The 15788-nt window shown below is 41.7% G+C and carries 16 protein-coding genes and 1 pseudogene; 3 read left to right on the top strand and 14 right to left on the bottom strand.

Annotated elements, in window-relative coordinates:
• Positions 1 to 171 precede the first annotated feature (171 nt).
• Positions 172 to 1920, top strand: coding sequence for an EAL domain-containing protein (locus AND4_RS03035; RefSeq protein WP_009841431.1), 1749 nt, complete (start codon positions 172 to 174; stop codon positions 1918 to 1920).
• On the opposite strand, the gene AND4_RS03030 is transcribed toward AND4_RS03035, so the two are convergent.
• Positions 1897 to 2424, bottom strand: a complete 528-nt coding sequence (locus AND4_RS03030; RefSeq protein ID WP_009841430.1) for a GNAT family N-acetyltransferase — start codon at positions 2422 to 2424, stop codon at positions 1897 to 1899. The two genes, AND4_RS03035 and AND4_RS03030, sit on opposite strands and share 24 nt — an antisense overlap.
• Positions 2421 to 2897 (bottom strand): GNAT family N-acetyltransferase, encoded by a 477-nt coding sequence (locus tag AND4_RS03025; RefSeq protein ID WP_009841429.1) that lies wholly within the window; start codon positions 2895 to 2897, stop codon positions 2421 to 2423. Before AND4_RS03025 ends, AND4_RS03030 begins: the two co-directional genes overlap by 4 nt.
• Positions 2898 to 3354: 457 nt before the next feature.
• Here AND4_RS03025 and AND4_RS03020 point away from each other — a divergent pair, with 457 nt between their 5' ends.
• Positions 3355 to 3585 (top strand): PAS factor family protein, encoded by a 231-nt coding sequence (locus AND4_RS03020; protein WP_009841428.1) that lies wholly within the window; start codon positions 3355 to 3357, stop codon positions 3583 to 3585.
• Between the two features lie 171 nt (positions 3586 to 3756).
• On the opposite strand, the gene AND4_RS03015 is transcribed toward AND4_RS03020, so the two are convergent.
• Both AND4_RS03015 and AND4_RS03010 read right to left on the bottom strand, forming a co-directional pair.
• Entirely contained in the window at positions 3757 to 4212 is a 456-nt protein-coding gene (locus tag AND4_RS03015; RefSeq protein WP_009841427.1) for a GNAT family N-acetyltransferase, read from the bottom strand.
• A 114-nt stretch (positions 4213 to 4326) separates the two neighbouring features.
• Positions 4327 to 4845: a GNAT family N-acetyltransferase gene (locus AND4_RS03010; protein ID WP_009841426.1), complete on the bottom strand. Its 519-nt coding sequence runs from the start codon at positions 4843 to 4845 to the stop codon at positions 4327 to 4329.
• Between the two features lie 267 nt (positions 4846 to 5112).
• On the opposite strand from AND4_RS03010, the gene AND4_RS03005 reads away from it, so the two are divergent.
• On the top strand, positions 5113 to 5376 hold the full coding sequence (locus AND4_RS03005) for a hypothetical protein (RefSeq protein ID WP_241210237.1): 264 nt from the start codon (positions 5113 to 5115) through the stop codon (positions 5374 to 5376).
• 129 nt (positions 5377 to 5505) lie between these two features.
• Here the strand turns inward: AND4_RS03005 and AND4_RS03000 are convergent, their stop codons facing one another.
• The 10 genes and pseudogenes from AND4_RS03000 to dcuC form a co-directional block, all read right to left on the bottom strand.
• Entirely contained in the window at positions 5506 to 5985 is a 480-nt protein-coding gene (locus AND4_RS03000; RefSeq protein WP_009841424.1) for a GNAT family N-acetyltransferase, read from the bottom strand.
• Positions 5986 to 6111: 126 nt separating this feature from the next.
• Positions 6112 to 6867: a ribonuclease H family protein gene (locus AND4_RS02995; protein WP_009841423.1), complete on the bottom strand. Its 756-nt coding sequence runs from the start codon at positions 6865 to 6867 to the stop codon at positions 6112 to 6114.
• Positions 6868 to 7060: 193 nt separating this feature from the next.
• Complete coding sequence (locus tag AND4_RS02990) at positions 7061 to 7270, bottom strand: DUF3955 domain-containing protein (RefSeq protein WP_009841422.1); 210 nt, start codon at positions 7268 to 7270, stop codon at positions 7061 to 7063.
• A gap of 30 nt (positions 7271 to 7300) precedes the next feature.
• Positions 7301 to 7633 (bottom strand): YnfA family protein, encoded by a 333-nt coding sequence (locus AND4_RS02985; RefSeq protein WP_009841421.1) that lies wholly within the window; start codon positions 7631 to 7633, stop codon positions 7301 to 7303.
• A gap of 244 nt (positions 7634 to 7877) precedes the next feature.
• Positions 7878 to 8408, bottom strand: coding sequence for a MepB family protein (locus AND4_RS02980; RefSeq protein WP_052297987.1), 531 nt, complete (start codon positions 8406 to 8408; stop codon positions 7878 to 7880).
• 471 nt (positions 8409 to 8879) lie between these two features.
• On the bottom strand, positions 8880 to 10439 hold the full coding sequence (locus AND4_RS02975) for a M85 family metallopeptidase (protein WP_241210236.1): 1560 nt from the start codon (positions 10437 to 10439) through the stop codon (positions 8880 to 8882).
• A 176-nt stretch (positions 10440 to 10615) separates the two neighbouring features.
• Positions 10616 to 10828: pseudogene (locus AND4_RS20420) on the bottom strand (hypothetical protein); the annotation flags it as partial.
• Positions 10829 to 10848: 20 nt separating this feature from the next.
• On the bottom strand, positions 10849 to 12528 hold the full coding sequence (locus tag AND4_RS02965; RefSeq protein WP_009841417.1) for an NAD-dependent malic enzyme: 1680 nt from the start codon (positions 12526 to 12528) through the stop codon (positions 10849 to 10851).
• Positions 12522 to 13886 carry an adenylosuccinate lyase family protein gene (locus AND4_RS02960; protein ID WP_009841416.1) on the bottom strand — a complete coding sequence of 455 codons (1365 nt, stop codon included), beginning with the start codon at positions 13884 to 13886 and terminating at the stop codon, positions 12522 to 12524. Before AND4_RS02960 ends, AND4_RS02965 begins: the two co-directional genes overlap by 7 nt.
• Before the next feature lie 10 nt (positions 13887 to 13896).
• Positions 13897 to 15258: a C4-dicarboxylate transporter DcuC gene (gene dcuC / locus AND4_RS02955; RefSeq protein WP_009841415.1), complete on the bottom strand. Its 1362-nt coding sequence runs from the start codon at positions 15256 to 15258 to the stop codon at positions 13897 to 13899.
• Positions 15259 to 15788 lie beyond the last annotated feature (530 nt).

The following is a 15788-nucleotide window of genomic DNA, read 5'->3' as shown; positions in this document are numbered from 1 at the left end:
TGCATTACTGTAATAAACCTTTTTTTACATAGACTTGTAATTTATATAATATTTTCATCTGACGTAAATTATCTCGTTTGCAATCCATAGGACAAAGCCCAAAGATATGTCATTCGTGATTCGCCGATATATGCCTATTTCCGCAGCAATTTGGATTGCGGGGGCGCTAACTTGAACAACAAAATTGCTCAAGCTGTTTCAGAGCACGATCGTAAATTTTTACAGATCGTCGAACAACGTTTTATCCATATCTTCGATGTATTCAGCGAAGGGCTTTTCTACATGGATGAATTCGGCACAATGGTTTTCTACAATCAGTGCTTTTATGAGCAATTTGGTATTAATGCGGGCCGTATTAACTTAGATAAATGGTTAAATTTAGTTCACCCACTAGACAAAGAACATTTATTGAAACGCGTGAATGCTCACATTAATACCGACAACGAACGTATGACGACCACCTATCGCCTTCGCAAACCAAGCGGCCAATACGTTTGGATTGAAGGTGTGGCAATGACCAAAGAGACCAAGCACGGTCAATACATGGTCGGTAGCCATAGGGACATTTCCGAACGAAAATTAATGGAAAGCTATATCCATCAAGTTGCGTTCCATGATAATGCATCCGGCATGGCAAACCGAGCGCACCTACTTTTAAATATTAATGAGTTGGTCGACAGCAAAAATACGCATGCATCAATTTTTTATATCCAGATTGAAGAAATCAAATCTTACCTCAATCATTACGGCAGTGAACTTGTCGACGGTTTGGTTGAAAAACTTCTGCAAACATTAAGCCATTTGCCTTCCCCAAACTGCAGCGTATATAGGGTTCACGACGATGATTTTGCCATTTTAGTGCTTGATGACGTTCCAATTGAAAACCTGCAGTCATACGCCAAAACCATCAAGCAGAACTATCACGAAGCCGTTGTCGATAAAGGCCAACATCTAGGGAGCAATATCAGTATCGGCCTATACTCTTGTATTGACCCAACGCACTCTGCTGGAGAAATCATTCGCAAAGCTGCACGAACTTGCCAGTACGCAAACGAGAAAAAAAGAGACCACATCGCGGTTTACAGCCAGAAAACCCGTGATGCCGTCGATCGTTATTTCTTTATTGAGCAAGGTTTGAAAAATGCCCTCGAGGAGAGAACACTGAGCGTTAAATTTCAGCCTATTGTTTGTGCTTCTGATCTCCATGTGGTGAGTTTTGAGTCGTTAGTGCGTTGGCGAAGCAAAGAGTTTGGCGAGATTTATCCAGATGAGTTTATTCCAGTGGCAGAAAAGAAAGGCTTAATCGTCGAACTCGGTTATCAAGTTTTTGAAAGGGCCTGTCAATTTATAAAGAGTTATCGAGATCGTTACCAAACTCAAGTACGAGTAAATGTAAACGTGTCGGTATTACAACTGCTTAACAGCGAGTTTCCAAATAAAATAAAAAGCATCGCCGATGAAATAGGCATCGCACCGCAAGCCATCGTGCTTGAACTTACTGAAACCTTTATTCTGGACAATAATCACGCAGCCATCACCCCTCTAAACACTCTACGAGAGTTAGGCTTTTCTCTGTCTATGGACGATTTTGGCGCAGGATATAGCTCATTAAACTGTTTCTTTGATTTGCCGGTGACACAAATTAAGATCGACAAATCAATGGCGTGGAAGACCCTCACTAATCGCTCATCGCGTGAGTACTTGAAGTTTCTAATTACCATGTGTCGAGAACAGAGTATCGAAGTGGTCATTGAGGGCATTGAAGACGCAAAGATGCGCCATTTCTTTGCTGAAATAGGTGTTGATTACCTGCAAGGCTTTTGGTTCTCGAAACCCCTATCTGTCGCCAGTGCAAGCCGATACACCTTAATCCACTCGCTTTTATCATCTCAAACTTCAGCGAGCAGGAGGACGATTTAGCTTACTAATTAAGCATTGTTTATGGATTACATGCTTTTTATCCAACCTCCTTTCCATCATATAGTTGGTTAAAATGGCACCACGTACTTCGACTTGCTGTTCGTTCACGACATTAAACCCCATGTGCTCAAAGAAAGGCCGAGCAGTTATGCTCACCTGCGAATAAAGACGTGTAATCCCTTTAGCACCCGCTTGCTTAAAAACATGAGTCATCAATGCACGCCCTACTCCTTGCGCTTGGTATTCGTGGTGGCAAAAAAAGTGATCGACTAACCCACTTGGCTGCACATCGCTGTAACCTACAATCAATCCGTCAATCTCAGCAACAAAAGGCTGAATAGATTCCATTTTCTTTGACCAAAGATGGGAGTCGAACCCATCCTGAGCCCAAGCTTCCACTTGCTGCTCGGTATAATCTCTAATGTTGACGTTTCGGATCGTATTGTAAAAAAGTGCCCAAAGGATTGGTGAGTCATCTTGCCGAAAGTCACGAATCGAAATCATGTCACCTCCAATAAATCGATCTGCATTAACTGCCCACGCTCTCCTGGCTTTCCTACAGGACGCCAACCATTTTTGTAATAGAAACGTTCACCTGCCTCATTCCCTGGAATATACCTTAGTCTTGCATAAACACAGTTGTGGTCGGCGAAGAGTTTGAGTAGAAACTTTTGAAGCTGCCTACCCAGTCCTTGATGACGAAATTCAGGCACCAAATAAAATAAATTGATGTAACCGAATTTGAGGCCCTTTTTATCAGAAATTGGATACCGACATTCCAACTGCCCAATGATTTTACTGTCTTTGATCACATGGAAAAACGCAGCTTGTGGATCTTTCGCAATAGACGTAAGCCATGCAGTGATCTCTTGAACATCAAACCCTTGAATATGACCAAAACTGACTTGGTACGCATCTTTACGAAATGCAATGCATAAATCCAAATGACGGGATAAATCGACAGGAACAAAATCCATTTAAATTAACCTATTTATTGTTTGCCTCTTTGAGGTAAGTTTTCAGCTTGTGTCGTAGTAACTAAATAGCCTCGAAATACTCGGTTCAGTGAGAATGACTTGATTTAGAGGTAAAGTAACCATTGGGTATAACCCTAGATTCAAGCATTATATAATTCAAACGTGAAATAACAGTGAAAGAAACCCAAAACGCTACAGTGTCACATAAGTGTTATCATCAACATCGCTTTAAATAGCTTTTCCATCTTATGGCTAAAAATTACTACCATATTGAATCTGCTACCGCAGCATAAATTAGCCCCCTATCAATGTCTCTAGGGGGGCTATTGACACATCGAACTGATTTACTTCGATGGAAAATTTGCTCTCAGACCATTTTTCTGTGATTGATGCTTCTTAACATTTGTCAAAAATCTTATACAATGATGCGCACATGGTTACATAAAAAAGGAATTATATGAAGACGCTCATTTATGACACTCTCGTCAACCTTGCTAACAAAGAGCCTGAGCACCACGCCAAAATCCGCCAAAATCTTTATGAAAAGTTGGACCTAACATTTGATAAGCAGCTTGCTCTCTACGCATGCGCGCTTGGTCCTGCCAGTTCCGGGAAATTAGAAAGCCCTCAAGGTATCGACAATGCAGTAAACCGTGCCATCAGATTACTAACGACGCCTGAACGTTAATTACACTCACCACCCTAAAGGCCTATTCACTGTAGGCCATTTTTTTACAAGCACCTAGGACGCGTGCACGACATAGCAAAGTCTCCAGATAACGCCTGAACTGCCAAAGCGACGCACAAAATTCCATGTATTTCGAATCAAGCTAAAGTGATTCATATGAACGATAAGCGCTTACAACACGAGTTTAAATCCTTCATGTGTTGCTTTAAATCCCAGTTTTTCGTAAAACCGGATTGCATCAGGGCGCTGCTTATCACTTGTTAACTGAACGATTGTACAACCTTTGTTCTTTGCCATTTCGATAGCATGAGCGAACATTTTCTCACCGAAACCTTGCCCACGATAGTCGCTATGGATCCGAACGCCTTCGATAAGACATCGCCAACTTCCAATATGCGTCAGGTAAGGTATAAAGGTAATTTGAAGCATCCCGACTAGAGATTTCTCCAGCTCGACAACAAGTAATTCATTATTTGGGTCTCGTATAATTGCTTCAAACGCTTCAAGATACGCACTATTCAACGGAACAGACGTATCCTCTCTTTTACTGCCAAGTGGGTCATTGGAAAGCAAAGCAACAAGGCTTTCCAAATCTTCAAAATCAGCTGAACGATACTTTAAATCCATCTATAGGTCCTTGTTAATTCTGACTGCTAACACCGCAGACTACCTTAAACACTATACTCAACGCACAGTGAAAATACTAAGCGTGCGAACCTGTCTTAAGTGATTGTTACATCATTACTTACACTCAACCCAATACCGAGCTAGAGGCTTTGGAAATACTTTACCTATAACAATATTTTCAAGTTCACCACCGTTTGCTTCGATGACGCCACGCGATGCAAAGTTATCCTCATCTGCTGTCAGCAGTGCTCGCCCAATGCCAAGAGCAGCCGCTTTCGGAAGTACCATTTTTAGCATCAACTTACCATTACCATTTCTACGATATGAAGGGGCTATATCATAGCCAATATGCCCAGCTTCTAAAGCCAGGAAATCATTGTCGATGTTGTGACGAACCCGAATAGCTCCAAGGATAGATCTTGAGCTATCTATCAGCCAAAAATGACTGCATGGCACATAACCTTCACGCAGATTTTTACCTGCAGCTTCATCACTCAAGCGTCTAATATATTTGAAAAAATCTATTTTACCCTCAAGGTAGTACTCAGCATTTTCAACATCGTGTCGAGCAAAGTCCTCATAAAAACATTCAAAAGCTGACTTAAACCCTGACGATGGTGCAACTAACTCCATGTAATTTCTCCAATAGGTATAGACATAATGACCCCACGAGGTGCTAGCCTCCAATTAAGGGGCGAACAACACATACCATTGTCCTAAAAGTATTGTGTCGTAAACACTTAATCTGAAACAAAGCCAAAATACTAAGCGTTGGTAATCCGTCTTCAAGCTTTGTTAGTGCCTTCGAACGTTATCTAAATTCACTAAATTACTCAAACAACGCTCTAGATAACAACTACATTTTATATGTAGATAGAAACTTATCGAAGGAGATGAACGATGTCTTGCTCTAACACACACAAACATGAGAATCATACTCACAGTTCTACTTGTGGTCATACAGCAGTACGTCACGAAGGACATATCGACTACTTAGTGGATGGAAAACTTCACCATCCGCATGGTGACCATTGCGATGAACATACGATTCAATTTAGTGATATTAACCCTAATGAGTGCAAGCCTGTTCACTCATGTAATGGGCATATTCACGGCCCTGACTGTGGGCATGAAGCATGGCGATCACATAGACTATATCGTTGATGGGCGGCTTCACCACCAACATGGGGACCATTGTGATGACCACGGCCCTATTGAACTAGTCTAGATTTACAAAATACGGAAAATAGTTGCTAATATAATGACATTAAAATGTTGGCAACTAACCCTCAGCTAAGGGGGACTCAACCAAAATTGGTAAAAATCGGTCTCATCGTGCTTAGGATTCTTACGCACAAATTCCCAACCATGGCGCTTATAAAATTTAAGTGCTCTGTAGTTAGTCCGGCTTACTGAAAGTACAGCGCGCAAACACCCCGCTTTTCTCAAATTGCTAACGATATAATTCTGCACTTTCACCGCAAGACCTAATCCACGAAAGTTCGGCTTCAAGTAAATGAGGTGCACATAGCCTGTTTCCGGTTCTGGTGAAAAACTACGAAATTCCAACTGCCCTGCAAACTGACCATCCACAAATACATGGATGTAGAACCATCCTGACTTCGCTAGCCGGTCAAAGACTCGTTCACAATAACCACTGATGAAATCGTCGAAACCGTCGTAGTGCCCAAAGCTACAAAAGAACGCATCTTTTCTCGCAGAAACGCATAAGTCGAAGTCATCAATGTGAATCTGTCGAAAAGTGATTTCCATAATTACCGTACCTTCGAGTACCTAACCCCTCTGTTATATGCGTGTTCCACCTCAAACACAAATTCAATGCACAGCGCAAATACCACGTGTTATGAATTACTATTAAGCGATTTGTATCGGTGTCTATTAACCAGTACGCATCGCTAAAAGTTTTGGAATATTATGAATTTCTTTATACAAAGAAAGATTCTTATCCTTAGACTCAATAGCAATGATGGACATCCTATCAGCTAACTCATTACCCTCAATGCCAACATGCCCGTTCACATGGTGAATCGTAATTTGAGATGATATATCTTGGTAAAGAGAATAAGCTGGTTTTATTATGTCCAGGTTTTTAATTTCACCGCCAGACTTAGTCCAACCTTTTTTCTCCCAACCATATGCCCACTTTGTGACACAATCGATGGAGTACTTTGAGTCACAAAAGATACCAACTGAACGCCCTTTCGTTAGCTTTTCCTTGGCGAGCAGTAGAGCTTGATTGAGTCCATGAAGCTCGGCAGTATTGTTAGTACCAAATGATTGGTATAAACCATACCAGAGTTCGGTTAGCTTATTATTCTCATATACCGCAAGCCCAGTCCCCGCCTCTCCAGGATTCGGTTCACAAGCACCATCAGTGTAGATTTTTACGTCAAATGGCATTGCGTCTATTTGTTCTTGAGATAAGGGAACAGATTTCAATTTTCTAGATTTTTTAACTATCTTAGCCTTTGGTGCTGTTGATTTTTTACCGAATGCAGACTCCGCCTCCCCTAAAGTTGGAAACGATTTAAATTTTGCTCCCGCAAAGCCGTCAACTAGTGATTTACACTTCGCCCACGTTGTGAAAATGCCTGTTTCTCGACCTTTCCAAACCACATAAAATTTTTTAGCCAAACTGTACTCCTAAACCCCAATTAACCTGACAAACATAACGCCCGCTTTAGAGATGAGCAACGCAATACCAATGCCGCTGCCTAACGCCTTAACCATTAAGTCTAACTCACGGTAAATGCCAAGTGTTAGGAATCATTCTCTAATACTTTTTATAACGAAGAACCCTCGTTTACTTGTAGCCTCGCCATCCGGTTTAGTCTGCTTTTCTAAGTTTGGCGAAAGTGACAACCAAAGCCACCAATGCGAGTAACTGAAAAAACCAAAATAAAGGAATTAACCCAAATGGCTCAACTAAGAAACCGTTCTCATCTATAGATGAACCGATAACGTGATAAGCAATTAAACACAAAATTCCACTGATACAGAAAAGAACGCTTATTTTAAACTTACTGATAAAATTCATCGTGATCTCAATATTTGAACATCCAAGATGTTATGTGGTTCTGGGCGCGAACATTATGATTGCCATACCTAACAGTGCTACCGACACGCCTAGTGCATCCCATAAACTAGGACGGATACCATCTACTACCCAAAGCCAAATGATGGCGACAAAAATATAGACGCCACCATACGCCGCATAAACTCTGCCCGCCGCAGTTGGGTGAAGAGATAGCAACCATGCGAATAACGCTAAAAAGAACGCTGCAGGTACCAAAAGCCAAATTGACTTGTCCTCTTTTAACCAGAGATAAGGTAAGTAACAACCCAATATCTCCGCGATTGCCGTAACAAAGAATAAGCCGATTGTTTTAAATTCTATCAATTGATTTTCTCCGTTTTAGTGCAACCAAATAACACTTGAGATACGGTCTTTTACCGTCTTTCAGGCCAACTACCACCCTTTTTCAATCAAAAATAAAGTATACATGCTAGCACTTATCTTTCTGAAAAAAATAGAAAGTCAGTATGAATTTGTGTGCTCAAACACGCATTTAGAAGGCGTAGTGGTACCTGATCTTTAACGAAATATTATGTTCATTTCTCTTTTATAAAAACAGTAAATCAACCTAATTTAAGTCACTGAAAATATTGTTGCACTTGTCTAAGTCAACAATCTCATTATCTTCAATCCATAAAAAGAAACGACTCTGCCACTTCTGGGTTTTCTTTGCTGAATCGGAAAATACTTTCGACTTCAACTCTCCGCGGCTTGAAGTCCAAGGTGGAAAAACTCTCAAGGCCATTTTCCCTTTAGTTTTGTTTGATGTTACGATTCCCTTATTAATCAAAACAGCCAACGGGAAGATATAAATACCTCTCTTCGATGTTTCGTAATCACCAACCTCAACGAAAAGATAATCCAAATAATGCTCTTCGTAAGGCATCGTCTTTCCCGGATGGATACTATTTTCTTCAGGCCTCTTCCATATTGATAGAAAATTACCTGGTCTATCTGGTGTAACATTGCCCTTTCTGTAAAGTACTTTTTTTCCATCGATTGAGAACTCAAGAGCTTGATACTTACTATTCTGAGGATATCGATCTAACGCGATCGGACTGGTTAACTCGCATCCCTTAGACGTGAAGTTATGGCGTATAAACAAACTTACCTGATGAAGGTACTTACACTCAGACAAAATATTCCCCTCTCAAAAATTTCGTCCAACATAGTACACTTTAAGAGACTATTATCTAAACAAGAAAGTTATTCACAGGTAAAATTTTTAATAAATGAAGATTTTAGACGATTATGTATCAACCACTTTTATAAATAATCAGTATATAAATAAAAGCGTGACAAACTTGATTGTGACGAGTAAACGCAAGTTGAAAACTCGCTCCTTATTATGCTCTTAGATGTGACGTGTGTGATTCGAACAGCAAGGTAACAGTATTCAGTAAAAACCTAATGAGTTAACCTTAATTTTAGGAAATAAAGGCAGCAGAAATAAGTCCGGCTGCCTTTTAAATCAGATCACATGTACTGCTTTAAGGCTTGGTAAAATACTTTTTACTTCAGTGGCAGTAACCTTAGATGTTTTTAAAGCTTCCACAATTAGTAATGGGCACTAAAGTTTAAATTTTGGTGCGTGAGGATCCAATGATAATGTCGAGCCTTTAAAAAAACGATCATCCCAGTCATCTTTGGATTCATATTGCCATTTGCCATTATTATATATAAAAGACCATCCGGAACCAAATCCACCAGTCAAAGCGTCAGTGATAACGAGTACAACAGGTCTTCCATTCTTGTCAAAAAACATTTGGCCAGCGTACTTTATAGTATGCCAATTAGTACCTGCTAACCTCGTGAAATTATCACTAATGGTATTTTTATTCACATCTTGACCAACGACACCAATAGAAAATGAACCATCATTAAAAGTTAAGCCATACGGATCATAAATAGAATTTCCATTAGCTTCTTCCAGACCGTATCCATAGATACCGTAACCAAACAGGTGCTTCCATGCGGAATCTTTATACCAATGTTTCCAAGATTTCGACTTCTTACTGTAAAATCCCCCTTTATTTTTAGCTCTCATAAAAGCTAATTCTGCCACGAGCAAGTTGAGGTTTTTCAGATCTCTTTGAATCAGCAATTGCCCACCTTCAAATGTGATTGAAGAACTCACCGGATCGACTCGTCCTGCTGCATCTAGGCTACAACTACCTGAGCTACTGGCACTAGCACCGGTAAAAAAAGCGGCCCCCATACTGAAATCATCATCATCAAAATCAGGGAGTTTGGGTAAATCAATGATACCTGATGAGCAGAAGGAAGTGAGTAAGCTAAATCTAGGTGAAGCTTTCAAACCACTGGAAATCGTAGCCAGTCTATTCAGCAGCGCCTCTGCTTCATAAGGATGTCGATGGATAGTATGAAGCAGAGCCTGAAAATTACGTTCTTTTAAAGCTTGGGTTCTCTCAGGGTCCGCATATCCTTTAAAGATTGGTATTGGCCAATGAAGTTCATTTGCGATTCTTTGAGCTAAAATTTCAGTGGGCCCATGCCTATCTACTTCATCAGTATCCGAAGACCCCGTAATATGATGAATCACTTCATGAATTAACGCTTCTTGCCACCAAGAGTATTCACTGGAATCAATACGAGGGGCTGCACCAATATTTACGACTGGATTACCATAATCATCTTCTCGGGCCTCATGACTTGCAATTAAAGGAACCTGATCAGCGTCAGAATATGCGATATCGTCGATTTCAACATCATCTACATCAGAAAAATCTCCTTCTCGCTCCTCGCTAATTTCATACTCATTAGTAAATAGAATTTGACCCACATTTTCTCTATTATTATTTAAACCAAACGCGACAGAATGTTGGAATGTTGGTGAATTAAATAGTGCATCTATCAATGTATATTCGATTGCTGCTGAAGTATGACGATCAGCTATACTCCCGTAACTAGAAACAACTGATCTCGATATTGCAGAAGAAAGTGCAACCAGTTGAGAGTAAGTCAATTGCTGGTCTGCTCCTGTATTTACAACATAGTCTGCATACTCGTCACTATGTTGATCAGGTCTATCATTATTCGCCAGGACAAACTTTGTGTTCATCGCTAGAACAAGTAAAATTGCCACACTCAATGATTTACCAATCATCATTCACTCCTACTATTATTTAACACATCAAACGACATTAATTATCATTACCATGCAAAGAAAGCAGATAATTGCATATTCGTGAGTGTCATCCTGATTGCGGCAAACTTAACCATAAAATTTCACTTACATGACATTTTATAAAACTAACTGCAATTCCTAAAACCATCAAAAACATATTAATAGATGACTAAAATAGGCAACAACTTCAACAAGCTACTGATGGACAGTCGCCAGTTAATGCCGAAAATCGGATTAAATAATACAAGGCCTGCAAACGCGTAACATGCGACCTTAAATTCCACACCCATGTGGAATTTAAGGTAGTGCAGCGCACCGAGTATGAACAGTACGCCAATGATGCTGGTCGCAACTTCAGGTACGTGCTTGTAGCCCAGCCATACCAATCGGGTTAAGAGGCTATTCTTCGATATTCACAATATTGGGCAGACCAAAATTCTTCGTCAATTCTTTCCTGTAAACGTTCCTCTGTCCTATCATTAGCCTTACCCTGCTCGACAGCCTTTTTCGCTACCTCCAAGGCAATTTTTCTCGAAACCGCTTGAATATCACTGAGTGGAGGCAATAATGAATTCTTCCCTTCTAGCATTGGAGACATCAGAGCAAGTGTAATACTAGCCTGCTGTAACATCTCATTTGTAACTCGCTTCGCACTCGCACTAATAACACCAAGTCCCACACCAGGGAAGATATAACTGTTGTTACATTGAGCGATAGGATAACGCTGCCCTTCGAATATAACATCAGGAAATGGACTACCCGTTGCGACAATGGCTTTGCCTTTCGTCCAAGTAATGATATCGCTTGGCTTCGCCTCTACGCGGCTGGTTGGGTTTGAAAGTGGCATCACAACAGGTCGCTCACACCCTGTTGCCATGCTCTCGATAATCGCTTGGTTAAACAATCCCGGTACGCCTGTCACACCGATAAGAACATCTGGTTTAGCATGCTGGATTACATCAAGTAAACTGATCTCATTATTTGCTTGAATTCCCCACGTTTTTCTCATCGAAACAGGTTGAGAAAGGTTCTTCTGGAAATCAAGTAACCCCGTCATGCCTTGCTCTAGCATTCCCCATCGGTCGACCATAAATACTTGGTTACGCGCCTGCTGTTCTGATATGCCTTCTGCCATCATTTGAGCAACTACCGCCTCAGCAATGCCACAACCTGCCGATCCCGCGCCTGCAAAAACCACTTTCTGATCAGAAAGTTTTTTACCCATAACATTCGCAGCAGCCAGTAATGTTCCTACCGTGACGGAGGCAGTGCCTTGTATGTCATCATTAAAGCAGCAAAACTTATCTTGATAGCGAGTAAGCAGAGGCATCGCGTTTGTTTGTGCGAAGTCTTCAAATTGAATCAGAGCATCAGGCCATCGTTGACGAATGGCTTTTAAGCAATCATCAACAAAGTCATAGTATTGCTCGCCAGAAATACGAGGATGACGCCATCCCATGTACATTGGATCAGAGAGAAGCGCTGAGTTGTTTGTTCCAACATCCAACACTATCGGCAAAGTATGTTCAGGATTGATCCCGCCACATGCCGTGTACAAGGCAAGCTTTCCAATTGGAATTCCCATGCCTCCAATGCCTTGGTCACCCAGACCAAGTATTCGCTCACCATCCGTAATAACGATCACTTTCACGTCAGTATTAGGCGCATTGTTTAACAATTCTTCAAGCTCATCTTTGTCGTCAAAACTCAAAAACAAACCACGGTTACGGCGGTAGATCTGAGAGAATTTTTGACATGCATCTCCTACCGTTGGCGTGTATATGATCGGCATCATCTCTTCGATATGTTGATTAATGAGTTTGTAGTAGAGCGTCTCGTTGGTATCTTGAATATTGCGTAGGTAGATGTGTTTATCCATCGAAGAGGAAAACAGCGAGAACTGCTCATATGCTCGACTGGCCTGTTCATCAATACTCTCGATGTTCGCGGGTAAAAGCCCAGTGAGATTAAAGCTCTTACGTTCTTCCAATGAAAAAGCACTACCCTTATTGAGCAATGGTGTATTAAGCAGTGTATTGCCCGCTTGTCGTATAAAGAGTTTCTTTAACATTCGCCAGCCACCTTTTGGTATTGTTCTATCGCTTCGTCTATCAAGGTTTCGTTACAACCTAAGTAGTGTTTAGGGTCGCACGCAGCTTCAATTTCACCTGAAGAAAGTATCGCGGAAACACCGTGATCTTGCTTGAGCACATTTGCGAGTTCACCGTGCTCTGGCGCATTCGCAATAGCCACTTTGACTTTGTTATAGCCATCAGCTCTGCCTACTTTTGCTGCCACCTTCATCATCACCGCTTCAGACATAATGAAGTTACGAGAAGCTGAGAAGTTCTCAAGCATTTTGCTCTCATTAACAATGAGGTTTGCCATGAGACGCTCGGCTCTTTCTAATGATGTCGATAACGCAAGTGAAGCCTCAGGAACCAAACTCCAATTCAATACACGCATAGAAGCAGAACGAACGTCTCGCTGATCCATTAAATTTGGCGCTCCCGAAGCGTACATCCACCCCATTCGAGATAGAGTTTGGATCATATTGGCTCCGCGGGGATTCGCTTTGTGAGGCATAGTGCTTGAACTTCCGCCCGCCTCACCCTCACGCACTTCACCAATCGAAGCCCTACCCATGGTTTCGGTATCATTCGCGATACGACACAAGGAACCATGCACCAGCGCAAAGAACTGGACGAGTTCCGCGATATGATCCAAGCTCGCATTTCCGAGCCCTTTTGGTTCTGTAAGCTGCAATTTAGCAAACAGGCGTTTGCGAACGTGAAGCCCTTCTTCTCCAATCGAAGACAAATTACCGACAGCCCCACCATACATTCCAGTTGTTGCTCTTGGGTAAATCTCATCAAGGCGCACTATATGACGAGAGATCTCTTGGAGGTAACTGCTCACTTGAAGCCCCCAAGTCGTCGGTAAAGCGTCCATAGCGTTGGTTCTAGCCACCATGACCGTTTGTTTGTGTTTTAACGCCATCAGCTTTAACTGATTGCCTAATGTCACTAATTGTCCACGAACAATGTCCAGAGTCTGCTTAACTCGCATTGCTAAACTTGTATCGAGCAAATCTTGTGTCGTACATCCCCAATGTAAGTACTTTTTGACGTCTTCGCCGCCAAGCTCAGCAAGCTGATCAACAAGCGGTTTGATTGCCATACCGACCTCTTGAGTCTCTCGCGCTAACCGTTCCCAATCTATATTTTGTAAATTACATACGTGATCAATCGAGGCGACAGCAGAGCAAGGAATCAATCCCAACTCTGCTTGCACTTCGGCGATTGAAACCTCAAAAGTTAACCAAGTACGAATCAAGTTTTCGTCTGACCAAATACGTTTCATTTCGGCCTGTGTGAACAGTGGCGAATAGAGTGTCGAGTCAAAGACGGAAGTGTTTGAGCCATGCATATCTTCTTTCCTATGCGCCAATAAATGTAATTAGAAGAACAGTAATCAAACCGCCCATCATTGGAATCGCGGTTCGTTTGACTAGCTCAGTGGGAGGAATACCCGCCACGCCAGCACATGCAATTACAACGCCCGCAACCGGAGAAAAAGAACGGAAAATACCAGCTGACAACTGCATTGGAAGTGCAAGGGCCGCCGTTGAGACACCAACGTGCGTCGCTACATCCGGAGCTAAATTGGAAAAGCTGAAGAACGCCGCATTACCGGAGCCTGACATTAATGCCGTAACACCTATGATAGCGACTAGCATGATCACCATCATGGTGTAACCAAAACCAAGGTGCGTGGCAACACCCAACATACCGGAAATAAAGCCAATTGCTTTAAGCCCCACAACAAAAGTTTGTGCAGCGATAATTAGCGAGACAACACCAGCGAACACATCACCCATGCCTTGTAAATAAACCTTAAGTGAGGCTGCAACCGCTTTGCCATCTTTTGAATAAAGGTAATCGCACACCATAGCAACTGCCAAACTAATAAACATCGCAGTGACGACATCAATCTTGACAGACGTAATCGCGAACTTGCTGAATGTCAGAAGGAGTACAAGAGGAAGAACAGGCAATGCAGCAAACCATACTGGCGCCTCGCGAGAAGTGTCTTCTTTAGCTTGCAGTTCGTAAGAAATACCATTGGCTTCATCCCGTTTATCAAACCATTTTTGACAAACAAAATGCAGAACCGCAATCACAATTGCCGTACACACTCCGACAAACAGTTGATGTTCAACAAAGTAAGAAGCGGCATCAATACCAATTACTTCTGCGGCTTTATTGGACGCTCCAGAAGCAGGCCCTAAATCCAAACATGCGGTTGTTGCAAGTACTGCAGCTACCGATGCAGGGGTGCAACCAATCCCCACCAAAACGGGATATAAGGCAACCAAAAGCAACATCGCCAGACCAACGGCGCTTGGGATAAATACGTTCAAAAACTGGCCCAAAATATAAGCAAGAGCGAGGATGATGTATGGGTTATTAATCACGGAGAGCGGTTTAGTCGTCACTTTAACCAGCGCGTTTGCTGCACCGATATAACCCATGTATTTCGAGAAACCACCTACCGCCATGATGATTAAACCAAGCTTGGCCAATGTTGAGGAAGAAATCGATTTAATCACCAAAAAGAAGTCAACCACGGTAGCACCTGAAGAGCTTACCCCTTTTGGTAAGAAATCAGGGCCACCAACAATGAAGCCTATCAGCATCATTAAAATACCAGAGCCGAACAATACTGCTTGTGTATTGTACTTCTTGATGATTAGGAATCCTGCCCCGAAAACAATCGGCAGAGCGAGTAGAGCGACCATATGTTTCACCTTTTTTTAAGTATCGAGTCACCGCTATCTTGTTTCTTAGGGCCTAGTAGCAACATGGGAAGTGCCCTTTCTCTAGAAAAAGTGTGAGGCAATTAAAACTCCCCTTCTTTACCGCTCGTTAAATCACCACTTATTTAAATAGTTGTCGTGATTCACCCTTATGTCTCTATCCTTCGAGCAACCTCGATCACAATTTAAATAAAAACACATCACTCAATTTTGCTCTAATTTTCTTGATCAGCTCGTAATGAGAAATTGAATTTCCCATTATTCCCACCTTCCAACAACTTAATAAGGCAATGAATTATATAAAGTTTGTTCTTTTCGCATCATACTTTTAGCATCAAATAAAGCAGTGGGAATTTTTCTTTCTCATCACATGCGTATTTTGTTCATAATTTATAACAATAGCTTTAACTGGGTCACAGTCTCACCACATTATTAGCGCTCTCTCCTTAGCTTTTCGGGTCTTTATCGAAAGTTATAGAGCCAAACGGATGACTCAGATAACAAAATCAAAC

Source organism: Vibrio sp. AND4 (assembly GCF_000171815.1).
Lineage (GTDB): Bacteria > Pseudomonadota > Gammaproteobacteria > Enterobacterales > Vibrionaceae > Vibrio.
This window is presented reverse-complemented; position numbering and strand designations above follow the sequence as displayed.

Coding starts and splice junctions, on each gene's coding strand:
- AND4_RS03030 (WP_009841430.1), bottom strand. CDS start 2,424: ATGATTTCGATTCGTGACTTTCGGCAAGATGACTCACCAATCCTTTGG.
- AND4_RS03025 (WP_009841429.1), bottom strand. CDS start 2,897: ATGGATTTTGTTCCTGTCGATTTATCCCGTCATTTGGATTTATGCATT.
- AND4_RS03020 (WP_009841428.1), top strand. CDS start 3,355: ATGAAGACGCTCATTTATGACACTCTCGTCAACCTTGCTAACAAAGAG.
- AND4_RS03015 (WP_009841427.1), bottom strand. CDS start 4,212: ATGGATTTAAAGTATCGTTCAGCTGATTTTGAAGATTTGGAAAGCCTT.
- AND4_RS03010 (WP_009841426.1), bottom strand. CDS start 4,845: ATGGAGTTAGTTGCACCATCGTCAGGGTTTAAGTCAGCTTTTGAATGT.
- AND4_RS03005 (WP_241210237.1), top strand. CDS start 5,113: ATGTCTTGCTCTAACACACACAAACATGAGAATCATACTCACAGTTCT.
- AND4_RS03000 (WP_009841424.1), bottom strand. CDS start 5,985: ATGGAAATCACTTTTCGACAGATTCACATTGATGACTTCGACTTATGC.
- AND4_RS02990 (WP_009841422.1), bottom strand. CDS start 7,270: ATGAATTTTATCAGTAAGTTTAAAATAAGCGTTCTTTTCTGTATCAGT.
- AND4_RS02975 (WP_241210236.1), bottom strand. CDS start 10,439: ATGATGATTGGTAAATCATTGAGTGTGGCAATTTTACTTGTTCTAGCG.
- AND4_RS02965 (WP_009841417.1), bottom strand. CDS start 12,528: ATGTTAAAGAAACTCTTTATACGACAAGCGGGCAATACACTGCTTAAT.
- AND4_RS02960 (WP_009841416.1), bottom strand. CDS start 13,886: ATGCATGGCTCAAACACTTCCGTCTTTGACTCGACACTCTATTCGCCA.
- dcuC (WP_009841415.1), bottom strand. CDS start 15,258: ATGGTCGCTCTACTCGCTCTGCCGATTGTTTTCGGGGCAGGATTCCTA.